Annotated in this window: 16 protein-coding genes and 1 pseudogene; 8 read left to right on the top strand and 9 right to left on the bottom strand. The window is 62.3% G+C overall.

Annotated features, from left to right (window positions below; translation table 11 throughout):
• Position 1 precedes the first annotated feature (1 nt).
• From AC2LD7_RS14820 to AC2LD7_RS14810, 3 genes are read left to right on the top strand one after another with little or no spacing between them, the layout of a single operon-like run.
• Positions 2-724, top strand: coding sequence for a lipopolysaccharide kinase InaA family protein (locus AC2LD7_RS14820; RefSeq protein ID WP_484598499.1), 723 nt, complete (start codon positions 2-4; stop codon positions 722-724).
• A complete protein-coding gene (locus tag AC2LD7_RS14815; RefSeq protein WP_484598498.1) occupies positions 714-1112 on the top strand; it encodes a diacylglycerol kinase in 399 nt (132 codons plus the stop codon). Before AC2LD7_RS14820 ends, AC2LD7_RS14815 begins: the two co-directional genes overlap by 11 nt.
• 27 nt (positions 1113-1139) lie before the next feature.
• Positions 1140-3341 (top strand): LTA synthase family protein, encoded by a 2202-nt coding sequence (locus AC2LD7_RS14810; protein ID WP_484598497.1) that lies wholly within the window; start codon positions 1140-1142, stop codon positions 3339-3341.
• Here AC2LD7_RS14810 and AC2LD7_RS14805 read toward each other — a convergent pair.
• The 3 genes from AC2LD7_RS14805 to AC2LD7_RS14795 form a co-directional block, all read right to left on the bottom strand.
• Positions 3334-5190, bottom strand: a complete 1857-nt coding sequence (locus AC2LD7_RS14805) for a GAF domain-containing hybrid sensor histidine kinase/response regulator (protein WP_484598543.1) — start codon at positions 5188-5190, stop codon at positions 3334-3336. The two genes, AC2LD7_RS14810 and AC2LD7_RS14805, sit on opposite strands and share 8 nt — an antisense overlap.
• 116 nt (positions 5191-5306) lie before the next feature.
• Positions 5307-6395, bottom strand: coding sequence for a tRNA (uridine(54)-C5)-methyltransferase TrmA (gene trmA / locus AC2LD7_RS14800; RefSeq protein ID WP_484598496.1), 1089 nt, complete (start codon positions 6393-6395; stop codon positions 5307-5309).
• A gap of 258 nt (positions 6396-6653) precedes the next feature.
• Entirely contained in the window at positions 6654-7949 is a 1296-nt protein-coding gene (locus AC2LD7_RS14795) for an NCS2 family permease (RefSeq protein WP_484598495.1), read from the bottom strand.
• A gap of 473 nt (positions 7950-8422) precedes the next feature.
• Here AC2LD7_RS14795 and AC2LD7_RS14790 point away from each other — a divergent pair, with 473 nt between their 5' ends.
• From AC2LD7_RS14790 to AC2LD7_RS14780, 3 genes are read left to right on the top strand one after another with little or no spacing between them, the layout of a single operon-like run.
• The gene (locus tag AC2LD7_RS14790) at positions 8423-8956 is read left to right on the top strand and encodes a (2Fe-2S)-binding protein (protein WP_484598494.1); all 534 of its coding nucleotides are present in this window, start codon (positions 8423-8425) and stop codon (positions 8954-8956) included.
• Positions 8953-9939 (top strand): FAD binding domain-containing protein, encoded by a 987-nt coding sequence (locus tag AC2LD7_RS14785; protein ID WP_484598493.1) that lies wholly within the window; start codon positions 8953-8955, stop codon positions 9937-9939. Before AC2LD7_RS14790 ends, AC2LD7_RS14785 begins: the two co-directional genes overlap by 4 nt.
• A complete protein-coding gene (locus AC2LD7_RS14780; protein WP_484598492.1) occupies positions 9936-12140 on the top strand; it encodes a xanthine dehydrogenase family protein molybdopterin-binding subunit in 2205 nt (734 codons plus the stop codon). Before AC2LD7_RS14785 ends, AC2LD7_RS14780 begins: the two co-directional genes overlap by 4 nt.
• A gap of 88 nt (positions 12141-12228) precedes the next feature.
• Here the strand turns inward: AC2LD7_RS14780 and AC2LD7_RS14775 are convergent, their stop codons facing one another.
• The 4 genes from AC2LD7_RS14775 to AC2LD7_RS14760 form a co-directional block, all read right to left on the bottom strand.
• Positions 12229-13455 (bottom strand): MFS transporter, encoded by a 1227-nt coding sequence (locus tag AC2LD7_RS14775; protein WP_484598491.1) that lies wholly within the window; start codon positions 13453-13455, stop codon positions 12229-12231.
• A gap of 148 nt (positions 13456-13603) precedes the next feature.
• Positions 13604-13993 (bottom strand): carboxymuconolactone decarboxylase family protein, encoded by a 390-nt coding sequence (locus AC2LD7_RS14770; RefSeq protein WP_484598490.1) that lies wholly within the window; start codon positions 13991-13993, stop codon positions 13604-13606.
• A gap of 59 nt (positions 13994-14052) precedes the next feature.
• Positions 14053-14430, bottom strand: a complete 378-nt coding sequence (locus tag AC2LD7_RS14765) for a MerR family transcriptional regulator (RefSeq protein ID WP_484598489.1) — start codon at positions 14428-14430, stop codon at positions 14053-14055.
• The gene (locus AC2LD7_RS14760; protein WP_484598488.1) at positions 14427-15554 is read right to left on the bottom strand and encodes a methyltransferase; all 1128 of its coding nucleotides are present in this window, start codon (positions 15552-15554) and stop codon (positions 14427-14429) included. The genes AC2LD7_RS14765 and AC2LD7_RS14760 overlap by 4 nt, the downstream gene beginning before the upstream one ends.
• A gap of 209 nt (positions 15555-15763) precedes the next feature.
• On the opposite strand from AC2LD7_RS14760, the gene AC2LD7_RS14755 reads away from it, so the two are divergent.
• Positions 15764-16540 (top strand): ferredoxin--NADP reductase, encoded by a 777-nt coding sequence (locus tag AC2LD7_RS14755; RefSeq protein WP_484598487.1) that lies wholly within the window; start codon positions 15764-15766, stop codon positions 16538-16540.
• A 234-nt stretch (positions 16541-16774) separates the two neighbouring features.
• On the opposite strand, the gene gdhA is transcribed toward AC2LD7_RS14755, so the two are convergent.
• Both gdhA and ettA read right to left on the bottom strand, forming a co-directional pair.
• Complete coding sequence (gene gdhA, locus AC2LD7_RS14750) at positions 16775-18112, bottom strand: NADP-specific glutamate dehydrogenase (RefSeq protein ID WP_484598486.1); 1338 nt, start codon at positions 18110-18112, stop codon at positions 16775-16777.
• Between the two features lie 304 nt (positions 18113-18416).
• Positions 18417-20084, bottom strand: coding sequence for an energy-dependent translational throttle protein EttA (ettA, locus tag AC2LD7_RS14745; RefSeq protein WP_484598542.1), 1668 nt, complete (start codon positions 20082-20084; stop codon positions 18417-18419).
• 659 nt (positions 20085-20743) lie between these two features.
• Between ettA and AC2LD7_RS14740 the strand changes: the two are divergent.
• Positions 20744-23299: pseudogene (locus AC2LD7_RS14740) on the top strand (sensor domain-containing protein); the annotation flags it as partial.
• Between the last annotated feature and the right edge of the window lie 80 nt (positions 23300-23379).

The following is a 23379-nucleotide window of genomic DNA, read 5'->3' as shown; positions in this document are numbered from 1 at the left end:
CATGGCCGGACAGATCGTTCTATCGAGCCACAGCCAAGTCAGCGACACGTTTCAGCGTTGGTGGAACACTCAGGGCGAATGGGTCGAGCCGCCCAATCTTCGCCGCGACGGTGAAAGTGGCGTGCAGCTTCTGCGGCCCCGCGACCGTTCGAAGCCTGTGCTCTATTGCAAGCGTCAGGTCGGACATCTGTATCGCTCGTTTCGGCATCCCTTCGGCCGGCCCACGGTGTTACGTGAGCAGGGCGCGCTGAGCGCATTCGAGCGCCTCGGGGTGCGCGTGCCGGAGCTGGTCTACTGCGGCGCCAGCCGAGAAGGCGGCCGCTGGCAGGCGCTGCTGGTCACCAAAGCCTTGCAGGGCTTCGTCAGTCTCGATGCATGGTATCGAGACGGCGCACAGCGGCAATACGGCGATGCCGTGCACGGGCAAATGCTGCAGCAGCTCGCTCTTACCCTTAGCCGCGTGCACCGCGACCGTTGGCAGCACGGTTGCTGCTACCCCAAGCACATCTTCATTCGGGTGAGCGATGACGGCGCCAGCGTCGAGATCGCATTGCTGGATCTGGAAAAGAGCCGACGTCGCTTGCTCCGTAGCGCGGCCTCTGCGCATGACCTGCGCCAGCTGCACCGTCACCGCGACGAGATGCCGCTTAGCGATCTTCAGCTGTTCAGGGAAGCCTATGACGCTGCCTTCGCCGATGGCGGGGAGCGCGGAAATGGACGCTGAAAATCTGGTGCCGGTCGTCGCTGATGCGCAGGCGCTGAAAGGCCGCCGGGGAATGCGGCGGATCATGCTTGCCGGCGGCTATTCGCTGGCCGGCCTGAAAGCTGCCTACGCGGGCGAAGCTGCCTTCCGCCAAGTGGCGCTGCTCGCGGTGCTGCTGATCCCGCTGGCTTTCGTCGTCGATGTCAGCCGGGCCGAGCGGGCGATTCTGATCGCCGTCGCGTTGCTGGCGCCAATCATCGAACTGATCAACTCGGCCATCGAGGCCACTGTCGATCGCATCTCCCTCGAGTTGCACCCGCTATCCAAGCGAGCCAAGGACATGGGCAGCGCCGCGCAATTGCTGGCGCTGAGCCTGATCGCCGTGGTCTGGGCGGTAATCCTTCTGTAACCCTCCCGGCCGACAAGGACCTTTTGCATGAACACCAACACGCGCGCCTTCGGCCGCAAACTCGGGGCGGGCGGGCTGGCCGAACACCTCTATTTCACCCTCGCCAGCGCCCTGACGCTGCTATTGATGTTTACCCTGCTGCGTCTGGGCCTGCTGCTGTTCAACCATGAATTGATCGGAACGGCGTCGGTCGCCAACCTCGCCGAGGCCTTCGTGAATGGCGTGCGCTTCGATTCGCGCGTCGTGGTGTGCATCCTCGTGCCGCTGCTGCTAGCGCCGTTCAGTCTGCGTGCAATGGCGGCACGGCGGCTGCTGCGCTACTGGCTTACGGTTTGCGCTAGCGTGGCGATCCTGGCTGGGCTGATCGAGCTGAACTTCTATCAGGAGTTTCATCAACGGCTGAACGGCCTGGTGTTCCAGTATCTGCAGGAAGATCCGATCACCGTGCTGAGCATGCTTTGGCACGGTTTTCCGGTGCTGCGATTGCTGGCGGCCTGGGGCGTGCTGAGTATCTTGATGTTCGCGCTGTTCGGCCGTTTGGAGCGCCTGACTCGGCGCGCTGGGACGTCACCGAACGGTGGTTCACGCCAGCCCGCCGGCTCCGGCTGGGCTGCACGTGGGGCGGTGGTCTTCGTGCTGGTGCTGGTGTCCGTGGTGGCGGCGCGCGGTACGCTGCGTCAGGGTCCGCCGCTGCGCTGGGGCGATGCCTTCACGACCGACTCGATGTTCGCCAACCAGCTCGGTCTGAATGGCAGCCTGACGCTCTACAACGCGGCCAAGAGTCGGCTGTCCAGCCATCGCGACAACGTCTGGAAGCCGACCCTGGCGGCCGGGCAGGCTAGAGACATCACTCGTCAGCTGCTGCTGACCGACTACGATCGGCTGGTGGACACCGAGACCGCCGCGGTGCGGCGCGATTATCGGCCACCGGCGACTGGCACCCTGCCGGTGCGCAACGTGGTGGTGATCCTGATGGAAAGCTTTGCCGGCCGTTTCGTAGGTGCCCTTGGCAGCCAGGACGGCATCACGCCGAACTTCGATCGGCTGGCGGAACAGGGCTTATTGTTCAGCCGCTTCTTCTCCAATGGCACCCACACCCATCAGGGCATGTTTGCCAGCATGGCGTGCTTCCCCAATCTGCCGGGCTTCGAGTACCTGATGCAGACGCCCGAAGGCGGGCAGCGTTTCTCCGGGCTGCCGCAGTTGCTCAGTGCGCGGGCGTTCAATGATGTCTACGTCTACAACGGCGATTTCGCCTGGGACAACCAATCCGGATTCTTCGGCAACCAGGGCATGACCCGCTTCATCGGCCGCAACGATTACGTCGACCCGGTGGTGGATGATCCGACCTGGGGCGTCTCCGATCAGGACATGTTCGACCGGGCCGTCGATGAACTGAATCAACTGAACCATGGCGAGCCGTTCTATGCGCTGTTGCAGACCTTGTCCAATCACACGCCCTATGCGCTTCCCGACCCGCTGCCGGTCGAGCCGGTCCAGGGTCACGGTTCGCTGGACGCCCATCTGACCGCGATGCGCTATTCGGACTGGGCGCTGGGGCAGTTCTTCGACAAGGCGCGGCAAATGCCTTGGTTCGACGAGACATTGTTCGTGGTGGTCGGCGACCATGGTTTCGGCGCCAACGAACAGCTGACTGAGATGGACCTGTACCGCTTCCATGTGCCGATGCTGATTATCGCGCCCGGCATCGCGAAGACGTTCGGCAGCCGCCGCGATGTGGTTGGCACCCAGGTGGATATCGTGCCGACCATCATGGGACGGCTGGGTGGTGAGGTCCGCCACCAATGCTGGGGCCGCGACCTGCTGGCGCTAGAGGCGAATGATCCGGGCTTCGGCATCATCAAGCCATCGGGCAACGACCAGACCGTGGCGATGGTGCGGGGCGACCGCATTCTGGTGCAGCCAAAGGATCTGGAGCCGCGGCTGTATCGCTACCGGTTCGGTGAACATCCACAGGCGCAAAGGCTGGGGAAGGCGGAGATCGACCCGCTGATGACGCAGCAGCTGCAGGCTTATCTGCAAACCGCAACCGAAAGTCTGCTGGCCAACAGCAGCGGCGATCGCGAGCAAAGCAACGTGGCACCGCGTCCGGTGGCTGCCGCGACGCCAGCGGCCCGGCCGCGGAACGCCGCGGCTAACGGCGCGGCGGCTGGAAGAGCTGATGCATCAAAATTGAATGGCGCCGCGCTCGATACCGTGCTCAGGTAGCGGCGCGAATACGGATCTCGCGATTGACCAGCGCGGCCACCTGGCGGGCCAGGGCTTCGATGGAGAACGGCTTGGTGATCAGCTCCAGACCTTCGCCGATGAAGTTGCCGTTCATCAGCGCGTGCTCGGCGTAGCCGGTCATGAACAACACCTTCAGCTCGGGCTGACGGGTCCGGGCGAGATCCGCCAGCTGCCTGCCGTTCAGCCCAGGCAGGCCGACGTCGGTGACCAGTAGCTCCAACTGCACGCCGGTTTCCAGAACCGCCAGCCCGGTCGGGCCGTCGTGGGCCTGCAAAACCTTGTAGCCCATATCCTGCAGCACGTTCGCCACGACTGAACGTACGGTCGGCTCGTCCTCCACCAGCAGTACGCTACCGCCCCGCAGCGGATGCGGCACCTGTTGTGGCAGCTCGACGACACCCTCAGGCAGCTGCATCGCATGCTGGCGCGGGAGAAATACCGCCACTGAGGTGCCAACGTCGGGCGCGCTCTTGATTTCCGTGTGCCCTTCGGATTGGCGGGCGAAACCGTAAACCATGGACAGCCCAAGACCGGTGCCCTGGCCGATGGGTTTGGTAGTGAAGAAGGGGTCGAACGCACGCGCGATCACGTCCGGCGGCATGCCGCAGCCGGTATCGGTGACGGTCAGGCAGACGTAGTCACCGCCAGCGACCTGCATCTCGTCGGCCGCTTCCTGCGCGCCGAACTGCACGTTGCCGGTCTCGATGGTCAAGGTTCCGCCGTCGGGCATGGCGTCGCGGGCATTGATCGCCAGGTTGAGGATCGAGCTTTCGATCTGGTGCAGATCGCACTGGGTCAGCCAAAGGTCATCGGCCAGCACCTTACGGATACGGATGGTTTCGCCGAGGGTGCGCTGCAGCAGATCGTCTAGCGAATCCACCAGCCGGTTGAGGTCAATGGTTTTCGGGGCGAGCGGTTGTCGGCGCGAGTAGGCCAAAAGCCGATGCGTCAGGCTGGCCGCGCGTTGAGCCGAGTCGATAGCGGCATCGACATGGCGCGGCAGCTCGGTCGTGCGGCCTTGCCCAAGTCGCCGCCTGGCCATTTCCAGCGAGCCCACGATGCCTTGCAGCAGGTTATTGAAATCATGGGCGATGCCACCTGTCAGCTGGCCGATAGCCTCCATCTTTTGCGCCTGGCGCAATACCTCATGAACGTGTTCGAGTTCTGCGGTACGCGCTTCGACACGGGCTTCCAAGGTCTCGTTGAACTGGCGCAGGGCCTCTTCTGCGCGCCGACGCTCGGTGATCTCGCGCTGCGCCGATTCAAGCAGCCGTGCGTTATCGAAGGCGACTGCTGCATGCCCGGCCACACCGACCATCAGCCATTCATGGCGGGCGGTGAAAACAGCGGATTTTTCGTGCCCGAAAAGCAGCGCCCCGAGCACCTCGCCCGTACGCGACACCACTGGAACCGCAAGGTAACTGGTGACAGGCAAATGGCCGTGCGGCATGCCGAAGTGCGGCCCGCTCTTGCCGTAGCGCGGATCCTTAGTGATGTCATCGGAGCGGATGATTTCCGTGCCGGCGAAACTCGGTGCAAAGATTGCCGTCGCGCGTGGCTGGGGGAAACGTGAGAACGCCTCGCGAGGCACGCCGGCTAGCGCATAGAGGGTGTGGGTAACGCCTTCTTCGTTCTGTACGTTGTAAAAGAAGGCGCCGAACTGAGCGCCGGTCAACTCGACCCCGGCGTCGGTCACCATCTGCACCATGGTTTCGAGGTTGAGTTCCGCCGCGAGCCGGCTGCCGATACGGTTGAGGATTTCCAGGGCTTGCCGATCCGCAATCAATTCTTCACGGCTATCCGGCGACGGCGGTACTTCGATTTGCATAGGCAACCAACGCTCGCAGTAGATGACAGTGGCTTATATCTGTTCGGACAACGTCCGACGTGGAGCCGCTCCCTTCATATGTGCGTTGATGCGACGAAACGTCGCCTGAGTCGCAGTTAGCGGCGTACCAGCAGCACACCGGATTCCATGTGATGGGTATAAGGAAACTGGTCGAACAGCGCGCAACGCTCGATGCGATGGGTGTCGTGCAGCTGGGCGATATTCGCGGCCAGCGTTTCCGGGTTGCAGGAAATGTAGAGAATGCGCTCGAAGCGGCGGGTCAGCTCGCAGGTATCCGGATCCATGCCGGCGCGGGGCGGATCGACGAAGACGCTGCCGAAGGCGTAGCTTTTCAAGTCGATTCCGGCCAGGCGGCGGAACGGGCGCACTTCGTTGAGCGCCTGGGTCAGTTCTTCGGCGGACAGACGCACCAGGGTCACGTTGTCGATACCGTTATCGTCGAGGTTGGCCAGCGCTGCATTCACGGAGGATTTGCTGATCTCGGTGGCCAGCACCTTGGGTACGCGGGTCGCGAGCGGCAAGGTGAAGTTGCCGTTGCCACAGTAGAGTTCGAGCAGATCGTCGTTGCGCTCGCCGAGCACGTCATGTGCCCAGTTCAACATCTTCTGGCAAACCTCGCCGTTGGGCTGGGTAAAGGCGCCCTCCGGTTGACGATAGCTGAACTGCCGGCCGGCGACGGTCAACTGCTCGGTGACGAAATCTCGGCCGATAACGATGCGCTTGCCCTTCGAGCGTCCGACGATGCTGACGCCCAAGGTCGCGGCCAGCTGCTCGGCTTCGGCCTGCCAAGCGTCGTTCAGCGGCCGATGATAGGCGAGGGTGATCAGCGCATCGCCAGAAAGCGTGGTCAGGAACTCGACCTGGAACAGTTTGAAACTCAGGGTCTCGCTGGCTTGCCAGGCAGCCTTCAGCTGCGGCATCAGCTCATTGATGCGCCGGCTGGCGATGGGGAACTCGTCGATGAGGATCGGCGTGTGCTTGTCGCCGGGCTCGAACATCGCGTAATGGCGCTGGCCGTCCTCGCGCCACAGGCGAAATTCGGTGCGCAGCCGGTAATACTCGCGCGGCGAGTCGAACACCTCTGGAGCCGGTGCGTCGAAGGGCGCCAGCAGCTCGACCAGCCGGGCGGCTTTCTCGGCGAGTTGGGCGTCGTAAGTGGCGGGGTCGAATTGCGGACGGCTCATTGGTGACTCTTTGAGTTGGTATAAATATTCGTAGGGTGGATGACGCGTTTTCATCCACCTTATGCAGGTCCCGGTGGATGGATGAAGCGGCATCCACCCTACAGGCAACGGTGCCTGATGATATTGGCCGTACGGCCGCACCGGTTTTATCGGGGCGCCGCCGGCCTGCTTCGAGCGGTATTGGTGGGCTGAAGCCCACCCTACGGTACTCAGGATAATTTGTAGGGTGGGCTTCAGCCCACCAATACCGCAGGTACCTTAGCCCGCGAACCAGCCCAGCTTGATCACGAACAGGATCGAGAGGATCCACATCGCCGGACTCAGGTCACGCCAGCGGCCGGCGAGCAGCTTGATGGCGGTCCAGGCGATGAAGCCGAAGGCGATACCGTTGGCGATGGAGAAGGTCAGCGGCATCGCCAGCGCGGCGATGACTACGGGTGCGGCGACGGTGAGGTCATCCCAGTCGATATTGGCCAGGCTGCTCATCATCAGCACCGCGACGAACAACAGTGCCGGCGCGGTCGCAAAAGCCGGTACGGCTCCGGCCAATGGTGCGAAGAACAGGCTGAGCAGGAACAGCAGGGCGACCACGCAGGCGGTCAGGCCGGTGCGCCCGCCGGCACTGATGCCAGCTGCGGATTCGATATAGCTGGTGGTGGTCGAGGTACCCAGCGCAGCGCCAGCCATGGTCGCGGTGCTGTCGGCCAACAGCGCGCGGCCCAGGCGCGGCATCTTGCCGTCCTTGTCCAGCAAATTGGCCTTCTGCGCCACGCCGATCAAGGTGCCGGAGGTGTCGAACAGATCGACGAAGAGGAAGGCGAAGATGACGCTGAGCAGGCCGATATCCAGCGCGCCGGCAATGTCGAGCTGAAGCAGCGTCGGCATAAGCGACGGCGGCATCGAGACCACGCCGTTAAGCTCGGACAGACCGAGCAATATCGACAGGCCGGTAACGACCAGAATGCCAATCATCACCGCGCCGGTGACCTGGCGGTAGGCCAGCGCGGCGATCAGGAAAAAGCCCAGGCAGGCCAGCAGCGGCCCGCCCGCAGTCAGGTCGCCGAGGCCCACGAGCGTCGCGGGATTATCGACAACGATGCCCGCATTCTTCAACGCGATGATCGCCAGGAACAGGCCGATACCGGCGGCGATGCCTGAACGCAGTGCCAGCGGAATGCTGTGGATGATCCACTCGCGAATCTTGAAAATCGACAGCAGGAAGAAGATCGCACCCGACAGGAACACCGCACCCAGCGCGGTCTGCCAGGTGTAGCCCATGGTCAACACCACGGTGTAGGTAAAGAAGGCGTTCAGGCCCATGCCCGGCGCCAGCGCGATCGGGTAGTTGGCCAGCAGGCCCATGATGGCCGAGCCGATGGCGGCCGCCAGACAGGTCGCGACGAACACCGCGCCGTGGTCCATTCCGGTTTCGGCGAGGATGCTCGGGTTGACGAAGAGGATGTAGGCCATCGTCAGGAAAGTGGTGAGGCCGGCAAGGATCTCGGTGCGCAGCGTGGTGTTATGCGCCTTGAGTTGGAACAGCTTCTCCAGCATGGTCAATCCTCTTGTTGCCGGTCGTTGATTTGGCGGTTGGGTTTGCTGCTTCTGAGAGCAGCTTGTTCGCTACAGCAAAGCCTATCCGGGCGTTGCCCGCAAAAGCCGCGCATCTTACACCGGCGCTGCGCCGGGATGAATTGCGCCACAGGTCCGTTGTCGCTTCGCCGCGTTCTACAGGCAGGCTGTCATCGTCTCGTAGGGTGGATGAAGCAGCGTTGCAATTTCCGTCAGAAAGATCACCTGACCGGACGCTGCGTAACCCATCAGCGCCGCCTCGCGAATCAAAGATCGGCATATCGCGCTCGCCTGCAACCTCTCGCCGCACGGCGCTCCACACGCCACCCGGCTGAACGATTTTTTCGCCTTGGCAGTCGTACCCCTAGACGCAGGGACAGCGCACCAAATGCCTGAGGCTTCCGGCGAATCTGCATAGAACAGATGCCAGGCGCCCTTCAAACCGTGAGGCTGTCATGAGCGAAAACGCTTCCAACGCAGGGGGCATCGCCGCCTGCTCGATCACCCTTCAACTCAATGGGCAGAGTCGTCAGGTCGAGGTCTATCCGTGGACCACGCTGCTTGACCTGCTGCGTGAACAGCTGGCCCTGACCGGCACCAAAAAAGGCTGCGACCACGGTCAATGCGGCGCTTGCACGGTGCTGCTCAATGGCAAGCGGATCAACAGCTGTCTGACCCTGGCGGTGATGCACGACGGCGCCGAGTTGACCACCATCGAAGGGTTGGCGCAGGGCGAGGCGCTGCATCCGATGCAGGCCGCTTTCGTCAAACACGATGCCTTCCAGTGCGGCTATTGCACGCCGGGACAGATCTGTTCTGCGGTGGGCCTGGTCGCCGAGGGCCGTGCGCAGACCCGCGACGAGGTGCGCGAACAGATGAGCGGCAATATCTGCCGTTGCGGCGCCTATCCGAACATCCTCGCGGCCATTGAAGAGGCGACACCCGAGACGCGCGAGCGGCTGGGCGGAGCGCAGGAGGTGATGCCATGAATCCGTTCAGCTACGCCCGCCCAGGCAGTGTCGACGAAGCCATCGGCCAGTTCCGCCCGGACAGTCGCTATATCGCTGGCGGCACCAACCTGCTCGATTTGATGAAGGAAAACGTCACGCGTCCGAGTCAACTGATCGACATCACCCGCCTGCCATTGGCCGACATCGAGGAAACCGCCGACGGCGGTTTGCGTATCGGTGCACTGGTGAGCAATGCCGATCTGGCCTGGCATCCGCTGGTGGAGCAGCGCTATCCGTTACTGTCCCAGGCGATACTCGCCGGTGCCTCGCCGCAGCTGCGCAACATGGCCACCACCGGCGGCAACCTGCTGCAGCGCACCCGTTGCTATTACTTCTACGACAGCACCACGCCATGCAATAAGCGCGAGCCGGGCAGTGGTTGCTCGGCACGCAACGGCCTCAACCGCATCCACGCGATTCTTGGCCACAGCGACGCCTGCATCGCGGTGCATCCGTCCGACATGTGTGTGGCGATGGCCGCGCTGGAGGCGGTGGTGCATGTGCAGGGGCCGCAGGGCGAACGGCGTATCGCCTTCGCCGATTTCCACCGCTTGCCCGGTGACGAGCCGGAGCGTGACAACACCTTGGTCGATGGCGAGTTGATCACGGCCGTCGAGTTGCCACCGCAGGGTTTTGCCGCCAACAGTCACTATCTCAAGCTGCGCGACCGCGCTTCCTACGCCTTCGCCCTGGTCTCGGTAGCCGCGGCGCTGGACATGGACGCTGCTGGCATTCGCGGCGCACGCATCGCCCTCGGCGGGGTGGCACACAAACCTTGGCGCAAAGCAGAAGCAGAAGCGGCATTGATGGGCAAGCCGGCAGACGAAGCCGCGTTCACCGCCGCCGCCGACCTTCTGCTCGAAGGCGCCAGCGGCTTCGAGCACAACGCCTTCAAGATCGAACTGGCCCGGCGCGCCATCGTTCGTGCCCTGACCGTCGCCGCCAAAGGAGCCGCCCGATGAAACCAGCCAATTCCCCTTTCGGCCAACCCATCGACCGCGTCGACGGCCCGCTCAAGGTCACCGGACGGGCGCGCTACGCCAGCGAATTCCATGTGCCCGGCCTGCTTTATGGCAGCGTGGTCAACAGCAGCATCGCCCGCGGAAGAATCGCCAGTATTGATGCCAGCGCGGCCGAGGCGGTGCCCGGCGTGGCGCTGGTGCTGACTCATCAGAATCGTCCGCCGATCGCCAGTTACGACAAGCCCTACGAGGACGATGACGCGGCCGATGGCTCGCCGTTTCGCCCGTTGTTCAACGATCGCATTCTCTACAGTGGCCAGCCGATCGCCTTGGTGGTCGCGGAAAACCTCGAGCTGGCGCGTTACGCCGGCAGTTTGGTGCGCGTGGAATACGTCCCAGAGCCGCATCGCACCGATCTGCTGAGCGAGTTGGAAACCATGCACAAGGCGCCCGCCGATTTGCCACCGCCGCGCGGCGATGTCGATAGTGCGTTGCGGGGTGCCATGCTCAAGCTCGATCGGGAGTACAGCACGCCGGTCGAACACCACAACCCGATGGAGCCGCATGCGTCCACCGTGCACTACCTGCCAGACGGCAAGCTGGAAATCCATGACAAAACCCAGGGCGTGCAAAATTGCATGCGCTATCTGGAAGGCGTGTTCGGCATGGAAGGCAAGATTCGCATCCTTTCGCCTTTCGTCGGCGGCGCCTTCGGTTCCGGCCTGCGCCCGCAGTATCAGTTGCCGCTGGCGGTGATGGCGGCGCTGAAACTCAAGCGCTCGGTGCGGGTTACTTTGAAGCGCCAGCAGATGTTCACCTTCGGCTACCGTCCGCGGAGCATCCAGCGCCTTTCCATCGGCGCGGCGCCCAATGGGCAGCTGGAAGCGATGTCCCACCAGGCCATCGGCCAGACATCCTCCTTCGAAGACTTCACCGAACACGAGGTCGAGTGGTCGGGCATGCTTTACCAATGCCCCAATGTGAAGCTGGACTACCAGTTGGTGCCGCTGGACGTCTATACGCCGCTGGATATGCGTGCGCCGGGCGCAACCATCGGCGTATACGCACTGGAATGCGCCATGGACGAGCTGGCCTATGCGGCGACCATCGACCCGCTGGCGCTGCGCCTGAAGAACTACGCCGAGCGCAACGGTAACGAAGACAAGCCTTACTCAAGCAAGGAGTTGCGCCAATGCTACGAGCAGGGCGCCGAACGGTTCGGCTGGTCGCGCCGCTCGATGGAGCCACGCAGCATGCGCGACGGCCATCAGCTGATCGGCTGGGGCATGGCCACTGGCGTCTGGGAAGCCATGCAAATGCCGGCGAGCGCCAAAGCCTGCATAGAGCCGGGCGGGCGGCTGGTAGTCAGCAGCGCCACGGCGGATATCGGCACCGGAACCTACACCGTCATGACGCAGATCGCGGCGGCTGCGATGGGCTTGCCGCTGGAGCAGGTGGAGTTTCGGTTGGGTGACTCAAACCTGTCCAAGGCGCCGCTGGAGGGCGGTTCGGCCACCGTGTCGTCGGTTGGTAGCGCGGTGCAGAAAGCCTGCGAAGAGCTCCGTCAAAAACTCCTGGATGCGGCACAGCAGTCACCGGTTTCGATATTCACCGGGGCGAAACTCGATGACGTTGAGTTCGTCGATGGGCAGATGCGCCTGAAGGCTGCGCCAGAAACGAGTGTCGAGGTCGGCCAGATCGTTGCGGTGAGCGGCATGCTGGAAGCCGAGGCGAGTGTCGAGCCGGGCGAGAAACGCAACGAGTACGCCACGGCCACACACTCGGCGGTATTCGTCGAGGTGCGCGTGGACGAGTCGCTGGGCACGGTCAAGGTCAATCGTGTGGTCAGCGCGGTGGCGGCCGGGCGGATAGTCAATCCGAAGACGGCTGGCAACCAGATCGTGGGCGGGGTGGTGTGGGGCATCGGCATGGCGCTGCACGAAGAGACCATGATCGATCACACGCTCGGTCGCTACATGAACCACAACCTGGCCGAATACCACGTGCCGGTGAATGCCGACATCGGCGAGATCGATGTGATCTTCGTCGAGGAAAAAGACGAGATCGTCAACGCGCTCGGCTCCAAAGGCGTCGGCGAGATCGGCATCGTCGGCGTTGCGGCGGCTGTGGCCAACGCGATCTATCACGCCACTGGAAAACGCGTGCGCGACCTGCCAATCACGATGGATAAGCTGCTCTAAAGCGGCTGCAAGCTGCAGGCTATAGGCGGCAGGAAAGAGCGCAAGAGCGGAAAGGCTTTGCAGTACTCAAGCGCCCACGCCTGCCGCCTTAATCAAGATCGCGATGCAACTGGTCGCGGTTGGTCAGGGTCGGGAACAGCTTCATCCAGGTACCGGCGATGAGTAGCGTACCGACTCCGCCGATCACCACCGCGGGTACGGTGCCGAACCAGTGCGCGGTGAGGCCGGATTCGAATTCGCCGAGCTGGTTCGATGCGCCGATAAACAGCCCATTCACCGCACTCACCCGGCCACGCATTTCGTCCGGGGTTTCCAGCTGCACGAAGGCGCCACGGATCACCATGCTGATCATGTCCGCCGCGCCCAGCACAACCAGCACGCCAAGCGACAACCAGAACGATGTCGACAGGCCGAAGGCGATGGTGGCAACACCGAACACACCGACAGCCGCGAACATCACTCGCCCGACCCGACGGTTGATCGGATAGCGCGCCAGCCAGAGCGACATCAGCAGCGCACCCACCGCCGGCGCCGAGCGTAGCAGTCCGAGGCCCCAGGAACCGGTGAGCAGAATATCCTTGGCGAACACCGGCAGCAGCGCTGTGGCGCCACCCAGCAGCACGGCGAACATATCCAGCGAGATGGCACCGAAGATATCCGGACGGCTGCGGATGAAGCGCATCCCGGCTAGCAGATTATCCATCGCTGGGCCGGTCTGTTTCGGCGGTGCCGGACGCTTCGGAAGGCTCAGCATAAGGCTGCAGGCAGTGGCGAACAGCAACGCCACCGGCCCATAGACCCACAACGGGCCGATGGCGAACAGTAAGCCCCCGAGTGCCGGCGCGACGATGGTCGCGGTCTGCATCGCTGAAGACGAGGCGGCCACTGCGGCTGGGAATAGCGGGGTCGGCACCAGGCTCGGCAGTAGCGCCTGGGTGGCCGGCCCCTCGAAGGCCCGCGCGCTGCCGAGCAGGAACGCGAGCACGAAAATCATCTCGCGCGTCACACCCAGGCCGCCGGCCCCAAGCACTAGCGCCAAGGCGATCAGCCCTTGCAGGGCCTGACACAACGCCGCCACTCGACGACGGTCGAAGCGATCGGCGACGTGCCCGGTCCAAAGGATGAACAGCGCGCGCGGCAAGAATTCGGCAAGCCCGACCAGGCCCAGGTCCAGCACGTTGCCGGTCAGCTCGTACATGTGCCAGCCGATGGCCACGGCGAGCATCTGAAAACCGCTGGCGGTGAATACGCGGGCGAACCAGAACTTGATGAAGGGACGTTGATGGCGCAACAGCAATTTAGCGTGAGTGGACATCAGGCGGGTGCGCAGGCGGGGCAGGGCCGGAAAGAGTAACACGCAGCACCGCTGGCACTGCGCCGCTCCGAACCGCCAGCTAAATAATCATTTAGTGGTTCTGGTGGGCTGAAGCCCACCCTACGGTGCTGCGTTCTGCGCGCACGGATCAGCCCGGCAGCACGCCGCGCTCGGTGAACACCGTCTTGGCTGTACTCATGCCATTGAGCGCTGCGGGAAAGCCGGCGTATACGGCCATCTGAATGATCACTTCGACGATCTGCTCCGCTGTGCAACCGACATTCAGTGCGCCGTGAATGTGCACGGCCAGTTGCGGCTGGCAGTGGCCCAAGGCGGTGAGCGCCGCCACGGTGGCCAGTTCACGTTGTGGCAGATCCAGTCCGGGTCGTTGGTAAATGTCGCCAAAGGGAAATTCGATGACGTAGCGGGCGAGGTCAGGTGCGATGGCTTGCAGGCTATCGATAACCTTGCGTCCGGCGTCGCCGTCGATCTGTTCGAGCATGGCCAAGCCATTGGTATAGCGGGTCGATGCAGGCATGGAAGCGTTCCTCACGAATGACTGGAGGAAACAGCCTGCGGCTTGGAGTCAACTCTAAGTCAAGGGCCGACTTGCTGTCGGTAGAGCTCGATCTTCGCCTGCAGCGCGTCGAGGTGGGCGCGATCACGCTCCAGGCGTTCCTGCAGCTTCAACGCGTGCGCTTCGAGCAGCGCCAGACGCGCCGCCAATGTCGGCTCGCCACGCTCGCGCATATCGGCGTAGGTCATGATGTCCTCCAGCGCCATGCCGGTATCTTTCAGGCGCAGGATGAAGGCAATCCACTCCAGATCGCGCGGGCTGTAGACACGAAAGCCGCTGACATCTCGAGCGATATGGCGCAGCAGGCCAATCTTCTCGTAATAGCGAAGGGTATGTGCGGACAGACCAGTGTGCGCGGCGAATTGCTGGATGCTCATCGTCACGCGCGTGTCGCTCATGCCTTGATCGCCCGGAGGATGACGAACTTGGGCGTCGCCGCGACCTGCTCGACTTTGCCGAACAGCCGCTTGAGCTTGAGGTGATAACCAAGGTGGCGGTTGCCGACGATCCATAGCTCGCCGCCCTTGCCCAGCGCGGCCTTGGCCTGGGTGAACATGCGCCAGGCAAGAAAATCGCCGACCACCTGTTGCTGGTGGAACGGCGGATTGCACAGCACCAGATCCAGCGACGCCGGCGGCTGTTCGGCTAGCCCATCACCGGCGCGAATATCGGCTAGGCGTTCGCCGAGGATCGCTTGCCAGTTCTCTTGCGCTGATTGCACTGCCATATAACTCTCGTCCACCAGCGTCAGCTGCGCCTGCGGATTACTCAGCGCGTAGACGATGCCTAGCACGCCATTGCCGCAGCCCAGGTCCGCCACGCGTAGGTCGCCGAGTGCTTTGGGCAAATGCGGGAGGAAGGCGCGCGTGCCGATGTCCAGATCGTCCCGGCAGAACAGGTTGGCATGGTTGAGCAATTCGATGCCGGGCTGATCGAGGCGATATCGGGTCGGATACGGCGACGCTGACGCCGGCTTGCTGCTGGGTATAGCGGTCAGCAGGCGCGCCTTCTTCACCGCCAGGGAAGCCTGCACCGGGCCTATGTATTTCTCCAGCAAATCGCCCGCAGCGCGCGGTAGATGCTTGATCATCGCGGCGGCGATCACTTGCGCGCCCGGCGCCAGCTGGCTCTGCAGGCGGATCAATTGTTCTTCCAGCAATGCCAGCGTCTTGGGGACGCGAATCAACACGCGGTCGAACGGGCCCTGCACGACTTCGCTGGCCGGTACGAAGGTCACGCTGTCCGGAGCCAGCGCGTTGCGTTGCAGATTTTTCTGCAGCGCCAGGTACGCCAAGTGCGAGTCGCCGCTGCTGGTCACCTGCGCCTGTTGAGCCAACGAACAGCCCAGGGCACCGAAATTGTCGTTGAGGATCAGTATCCGGGTGCCGGTCGGCAAGGCCTGCTCGTGCAACTGCGCCAGCAGATACTCGTCGGCTGCATCGAAAGCCTGCAGCGGTTCGTTCGGTTGTTCGGGTTGGCGGATCAGGTCGAGGCTGGCGTACGGGGTTTCGAGAATAGGCATAAGAACTGACGGTGTTTGTTGGCGTCGGAAAGGAGTATCAAAGGATCAAGCCGATGAAAAACTATCTGTGTTGGCAATGCCGCGTTAGAAACAGCTCAGCAAGCTCATTTAGGAAAACGGCTGTTTCAGCAGGCGCGCCTTCCTCGCTAACGTTTTTCAGCGGTCTGATAACCCCTCGAACCCGCAGATGTCCGCGAAGGGAGAGAAGTATGACCGTCAGCGAAGAGAAGTTCACCCGCCAGCGCCTGCTCGAGGTGCAGACGCTGACGCCGAGTCTGTTCACCCTGCGCACTACCCGCGATCCCGGTTTCCGTTTCACCGCTGGCCAGTTCGCCCGGCTTGGCGTGCGTAAATCCAGCGGCAGCATCGTCTGGCGCGCCTATTCCATGGTCTCGGCGCCGCACGATGAGTTTCTCGATTTCTTCTCGATCGTGGTCCCGGACGGCGAATTCACCAGCGAGCTGAGCCGCCTGAGCCCCGGCGACGAGTTGCTGGTAGATAAGCAGGCATTCGGTTTTCTAACCCTAGATCGCTTCATCGATGGCCGCGATCTCTGGCTGTTGGGCACCGGCACCGGCCTCGCGCCGTTTCTTTCGATCCTGCAGGACTTCGAGGTCTGGCAACGCTTCGAGCGGATCATCCTCGTCTACAGCGCGCGCAGCGCATCCGAACTGGCGTATCAGAACCTGATTCACGAGCTGCCGCAGCGTGACTATTTGGAAGGGCTCGGATCGAAACTGACTTATCTACCGGTCGTTACCCGCGAAGACGTGCCGGGGACGCTAAACGGTCGTATCACCAGCCTGATCGAAAGCGGCGAGCTGGAACGCGCCGCGGGACTCCGGCTCGAACCCGAGCATTCGCGGATCATGCTCTGTGGTAATCCGCAGATGATCGAAGACACGCGCGCTATCCTCAAGACCCGCAATCTCAACCTCGCACTGACCCGCAGGCCAGGACAGGTGGCGGTAGAGAATTATTGGTAGGGGCTGAAAGCCGATAAAAGCGCTGGAGGCTGGACGATGAAGCAGCTTGAAACTTGAAGTTGGTAGAAAAACTTGACATGAGGTTTGAAGATCCGCAGCGCTCCAGTAGCGTGGGCCGGGCGGCGTTCCGCTTCAGCCCGCCAGTGTTCCAGGGCTCGGTGTTTGCCGCGGTGGGCTAAAGCGGAACGCCGCCCGGCCCACCCTACGGTCTTGTGGCTCGCAACTGCCGCTACGTTAAACAACACCCTGCGCCAGCATGGCGTCGGCAACCTTGACGAAGCCGGCGATGTTGGCGCCTTTCACGTAGTTGATACGGCCATTTTCTTCGCCGTAGGAAACGCAGGCATGGTGGATCGACTGCATGATGCCGTGCAGCTTGGTGTCCACCTCACCGGCGCTCCAGTGCAGGCGCATGGCGTTCTGGCTCATTTCCAGACCGCTACAGGCGACACCACCGGCGTTCGACGCCTTGCCTGGGGCGTAGAGAATGCCGGCCTCGAGGAACAGATCAACCGCATCCAGCGTCGACGGCATGTTGGCGCCTTCGGCCACGCAGATACAGCCGTTCTTGAGCAAGGTGCGTGCATCTTCACCATCGAGTTCGTTCTGGGTTGCGCAGGGCAGGGCGATCTCGCATGGCAGGCTCCAGGGCCGCTGATCGGCTAGATAGGTCACGCCGAAATGCGCGCCCATTTCCTCCAGCCGACCGCGACGGACGTTTTTCAAGTCCATCAGATAGCCCCATTGTTCCGCGGTCAGGCCGTCCGGGAAGTGCAGCGTGCCCCCCGAATCAGACAGGGAAACGACCCGGCCGCCCAGCTCCATGACTTTCTGCGCGGCGTATTGCGCAACGTTGCCGGAACCAGAGATGGCAACGCGTTTGCCTTCGAAGCTGCTGTGGGTGTTCTTGAGCATTTCTTCGGCGAAATAAACGCAGCCATAACCGGTGGCTTCCGGACGGATCAGGCTGCCGCCGTAGGACAAGCTCTTGCCGGTCAATACCGAGGTGAACTGGTTGGACAGACGCTTGTACTGGCCGAAGAGGAAGCCGATTTCGCGACCACCGACGCCGATGTCGCCTGCCGGTATGTCGAGATCAGCACCGATGTGGCGATACAGCTCAGTCATGAAGGACTGGCAGAAGCGCATGACTTCGTTATCGCTCTTACCCTTGGGGTTGAAGTCCGAGCCGCCTTTGCCGCCCCCCATGGGCAGCGAGGTGAGGGAGTTCTTGAAGACTTGTTCGAAGGCGAGAAACTTCAATACGCCGATATTGACCGAAGGGTGGAAGCGCAGGCCGCCTTTGTAGGGGCCGATGGCGCTGTTCATCTGAATGCGGAAGCCGCGATTGACCTGTACGCGTGCCTGATCGTCGACCCACGGCACTCGGAAGATGATTGACCGCTCCGGCTCGACCATTCGCTCAATGATGCCAGCCTGCATATACCGTGGATTGGCTTCGAGGAATGGCCAGAGGCTGCGAACGACTTCCTCTACGGCCTGATGAAACTCGGGTTGGTGGGGGTCGCGTTGTTTTAGCCGGGCAAGAAAAGCGTCAACGGTTTCGTACATATGTGAGCCCTCGGCGACCGCTGTGGCAGCCATTTAGAATTTTTGGCCGGCGACTCTAACAAACAACTTTTGCACCGTGAAGGTGCGATATGGAACGAAAAATGTCACGTTCTGGTGCGTGATTGGCGCGGGCGGGTGTCTTTCTCTTGACGGAAAAGCGACTTATCGTCCGGTCTGCCTGTTGCTGATGCGAGACGTTCATTCATACATAGCGCATGGGAATTCCAGCCGGAATCGACGGTGCGCCTCAATCTGCTTATAGCCCATACGAAAACGGAGCCTTTCGGCTCCGTCATCGGTCGTGTTACTGGGCCAACTTCTTGTATTTGACCCGGTGCGGCTGGGACGCCGCGTCGCCTAGGCGCTTCTTGCGATCGGCTTCGTACTCGGTGTAGTTGCCTTCGAAGAATATGATTTCGCCGTTATCTTCATAAGACAGGATGTGGGTAGCGACCCGGTCGAGGAACCAGCGATCGTGAGAGATCACGATGGCCGCGCCGGGGAAATCCAGCAGCGCTTCTTCCAGCGAACGCAGGGTTTCCACGTCGAGGTCGTTGGACGGTTCGTCGAGCAACAGCACGTTGGCGCCTTCTTTCAGCGTCAGCGCCAAATGCAAGCGGCCACGCTCACCGCCGGACAGGTCCTTGACGAACTTCTGTTGGTCGCCGCCCTTGAAGTTGAAACGCCCCACATAGGTGCGCGACGGCACTTCATAGTTGCCGATGCGGATCATGTCGGCGCCGCCGGACACCGCTTCCCAGACGGATTTGCTGCCGTCCAGGTCATCGCGGCTCTGGTCGACGCACGCGACCTGCACGGTTTCGCCGATTTCGATGCTGCCCGAGTCCGGCTGCTCCGTACCCATGATCATGCGGAACAGCGTCGACTTGCCCGCGCCATTGCCGCCGATCACACCGACGATCGCGCCCTTGGGCATGCTGAACGACAGATCTTCGATCAGTACGCGGTCGCCGTAACCCTTGGTCACGTTTTTGAAATCGATGACTTTGTCGCCCAGGCGCTGGCCAGCAGGGATGTAGATTTCATTGGTCTCGCTGCGCTTCTGGAATTCCTGCGATTGCAGTTCCTCGAAGCGCTGCAGACGTGCCTTGGACTTGGCCTGACGCGCCTTGGCGCCTTTGCGCACCCACTCCAGCTCTTCCTTCATGGCCTTTTCATGGGCCGACTGCTGTTTGGATTCCTGCGCCAGGCGGTTGGATTTGGCTTCCAGCCAACCGGAGTAGTTGCCCTCGTAGGGAATGCCCGCGCCGCGGTCGAGTTCGAGAATCCAGCCGGCGACGTTGTCGAGGAAGTAACGGTCGTGGGTGATCGCCACCACGGTGCCGGAGAAGTCATGGAGGAAATGCTCCAGCCAAGCCACTGAGTCGGCGTCCAGGTGGTTGGTCGGTTCGTCCAGCAGCAGCATGTCGGGCGCTGATAGCAACAGGCGGCACAACGCGACGCGGCGCTTTTCGCCACCGGACAGATGCTCGACCTTGGCATCCCACGGCGGCAGACGCAGGGCGTCGGCGGCGACTTCCAGTTGACGCTCCAGGTTGTGTCCGTCGCTGGCTTGCAGAATGGCTTCGAGCTTGGCCTGCTCGGCGGCCAGCTTGTCGAAGTCGGCGTCGGGCTCGGCGTAGGCCGCGTAGACCTCATCCAGGCGAGCCTGCGCATCTTTGATGACGCTGACGGCCTCTTCAACGACTTCGCGAACGGATTTGCTCGGGTCGAGTTCGGGTTCCTGTGGCAAATAGCCGACATTCAGCTCGGGCATCGCTCGGGCTTCGCCGTCGAACTCTTGGTCGACGCCGGCCATGATTTTCAAGAGGGTGGACTTGCCCGAGCCGTTGAGGCCGAGCACGCCGATCTTGGCGCCAGGGAAGAATGACAGGGAAATGTTCTTGAGGATTTCACGCTTCGGCGGAACGACTTTGCTCAGCCGGTGCATGGTGTAGACGTATTGAGCCATGGAGACGAATGCCCGTGACGAAGAAAAAGAAAAGGAGGCGAATCCCGCCGCGGCCGGCAGGTCAAACAGTTCGGCAAAGCTACCGGAATGCTCCAGACAGGGCAAACCACCGGCATGGGATTTCGATGCTGGCACTTTGCCGTTTAGCGAGGCATTCTTGAGTCATTCAAGTGTCAGCTTATGGCTACTCTCGTCTCAGACAAGGTCCGATCCGCTTGGCCGAAATCGATCCTCCACACTCGTTGGCGTCCCGCCCTGAAAGGCTCGCTTCTTTAGCTCGGTTCGTTGCGCGGGCTTGCGCCCGCGTCCCGTTGCCGCGTCGCATGGCGATCTATTGGCAGACGCTGCGCTATTCGGCCACCGCGCTCGGCGCCATCGAGGAGCGGATCCTCATCAGTGATTTCTCCGGACGGCTGCAGTTTCTCAATAGTCGCGCGGAGGCGATGTTCGGCTTGAATAAGCGCGATGCCTCGCGTTATCGATTGCAGGAGTTGTTGCCGGGCTTGGATCCGCTGGCGTTCGACGCCTCCAATTCCAGTGTCGATTTGTGCCTCGACGCCTTGCGGCTTATACAAGATGGCGAGGCTCGCCTGTTTTCCGTGACCCGCCGGGCGCTGCGCCTGGATGGCGAGACGCAGCCAACCGGTTTCGTCTGGGTCATGCGCGATATAACGGTTGAACAATCGGCGCAGACCGCACTGGCCGAGCGCGAGCGTTTCTGGTCCGAAGTGCTCCGAGCAATTCCCGATACGCTTTACGTTCAGGATCTGTCGATCGGCAAGTTGCTGTTCAGTAATAGCAACTTGGCCACTCGTCTGGGTTACGGCGAAGAAGAGCGCGGGCCGGACCCGAACGCGTTCTGGCTGCGTATCAGTCACCCAGACGATCAGGAATATATCTGGCGTCTATTGGCGCTGCGCGGCTCGATAGCCGACGGAGTGGAGCAGGAAGCTCTGCTGCGCTGGTGCCACCGCGACGGTAGCTGGCGCTGGTTCAGTATCTGCGAGCAGGTGCTGTCGCGCGATGATCAGGGCCGGGTCCGGCGCCTCATCGGAGTCGCGCGCGACGTCACGGCGAACATCGAGCACAGCCACTCCCTGCGCGCCAGCGAGCGCCGCTATCGCATGCTGGCCGGCAGCCTGCAGGATGTGATCTTCACTACCGACAGCACCGTGCGCATCAATTACATCAGCCCATCGGTGCAAACCGTGCTCGGCTATAGCCCGGAATGGGCGGCGGAGCACGGTCTCGATCAAGTGGTGATCAAATCGCGCCAGGCCGCTCGCTTTTATGACCTGATGCGCCAGGTGCGCAAAGCCTCGGCCAACCCGGTGACGCTCGCCGAACTCGGGCAAAGCCTGCAGAGCCAGACGCTGTATTTCGACTGCCTCGCGGCGGATGGCCGAGCGGTGGCGATCGAGCTGCGGATCATGCTGATCTGGAACGAGAACAACCGCTTCGACGGGGCCTTGTGTATTGGCCGGGATATCAGCCAACAGCGCCAGGCGGAAAAGGAGCTGCGCCGCGCCGCCACGGTCTTCGACCATTCCACTGCTGCCATTGTGGTCACCGACCCGGCGGGCGGCATCGTGCAGGTCAACGCCGCGTTCACGCGCATCACCGGCTACGGCACCGACGAGGTGCTGGGCCAGCTGCCGACGGTGCTCACCGCGGATCGCCAGCAGGCCATTCAGATGGGTTACGTGCGCAACCAGATCATCCAGACCGGTACCTGGGAGGGCGAATTCTGGCTCAAACGCAAGGATGGCGAGACCTATCCCTGCTGGATCGGCATTACTGCCGTCCATGACGCCGAAAACGATCTGGTCAGCTACGTCTGTTTTTTCAGCGACATGAGCGAACGCAAGGCCAGCGAAAAACGTATCCATCGCCTGGCCTACTACGACGGTCTGACCCAGTTGCCCAACCGCACGCTGTTTCAGGACCGACTCCACAGTAGCCTGCAGCTCGCCGCGCGACGCGGTGGCTGGGTGGTGCTGATGTTTCTCGATCTGGACCGCTTCAAGCCGATCAACGACTCGCTCGGCCACGCGGCCGGCGACCGTATGCTCAAGGAAGTTGCCGTGCGCCTGGCCTCGTGTGTCGATGAAGACGACACAGTGGCGCGCATGGGCGGCGATGAGTTCACTTTTCTCCTGCACCCCGGCGGCGATCGCGACGAGGCACTGACCCGCGCGATTCACGTTGCCGAACGCATCCTCGCCCGCCTGACCGAGCCCTTTGTACTGTCCGGTCGCGAATTCTTTGTTACTGCCAGTATCGGCATTGCGCTAAGTCCGCAGGACGGCGACGACATCAGCCAACTGATGAAAAACGCCGACACGGCGATGTATCACGCCAAGGAACGCGGCAAGAACAACTTCCAGTTCTACCAGGCGGAGATGAATGCCAGCGCGCTCGAGCGCCTGGAGTTGGAAAGCGACCTGCGCCATGCACTCGAACAGCGCCAGTTCGTGCTGCATTATCAGCCGCAGTTCCTTGCCGACGGCCGGACGCTGACCGGCGTCGAGGCGCTGTTGCGCTGGCAGCATCCGGTCCGCGGACTGGTACCGCCGTGTGATTTTATTCCGGCACTGGAGGAGCTGGGCCTCGTGGTGGATGTCGGTGACTGGGTGCTCGGCGAGGCCTGTCGGCAGATTGCCGCTTGGCATCGGGACGGCGTGGCGGTGCCGAAGGTCTCGGTGAATCTTTCCGCACGACAATTCGCCGACGGTAGGCTGGGCCAGCGCATCGCGGCAACCTTGCAGGCCAGCGGGATATCGCCGTCCTGTCTGGAGTTGGAGCTGACCGAAAGCATCCTGATGCAGGACGTCGGCGAGGCGATGCGCATCCTTGAATCGCTCAAGCGCTTGGGGCCGTCGATCGCCATCGATGATTTCGGCACCGGCTATTCTTCGCTGAACTACCTCAAGGCGTTCCCCATCGATGTGCTGAAGATCGACCGCAGCTTCGTCGACGGCCTGCCCGAAGGCGAGCAGGACGCGCAGATCGCTCGGGCAATCATCGCCATGGCGCACAGCCTGAGCATGTCGGTGATCGCCGAAGGCGTGGAAACCCAGGCGCAACTGGATTTTCTGCGTGAGCATGGTTGCGATGAGGCGCAGGGTTTCTACCTCGGCCGGCCGATGCCCGCGGAGAAACTTCAGGACGGCTTCAGGCTGCAGGCGGCAGGCAAAAGCGGCGGCAAGGCTTGACAGCAGTCCGCCGTGCCCCACTCTCGAAGCCTGAAGCCTGAAGCCTGAAGCCTGAAGCCTGAAGCCTGAAGCCTGAAGCC

The sequence above is a fragment of the Stutzerimonas sp. genome, assembly GCF_982611455.1.
This window is presented reverse-complemented; position numbering and strand designations above follow the sequence as displayed.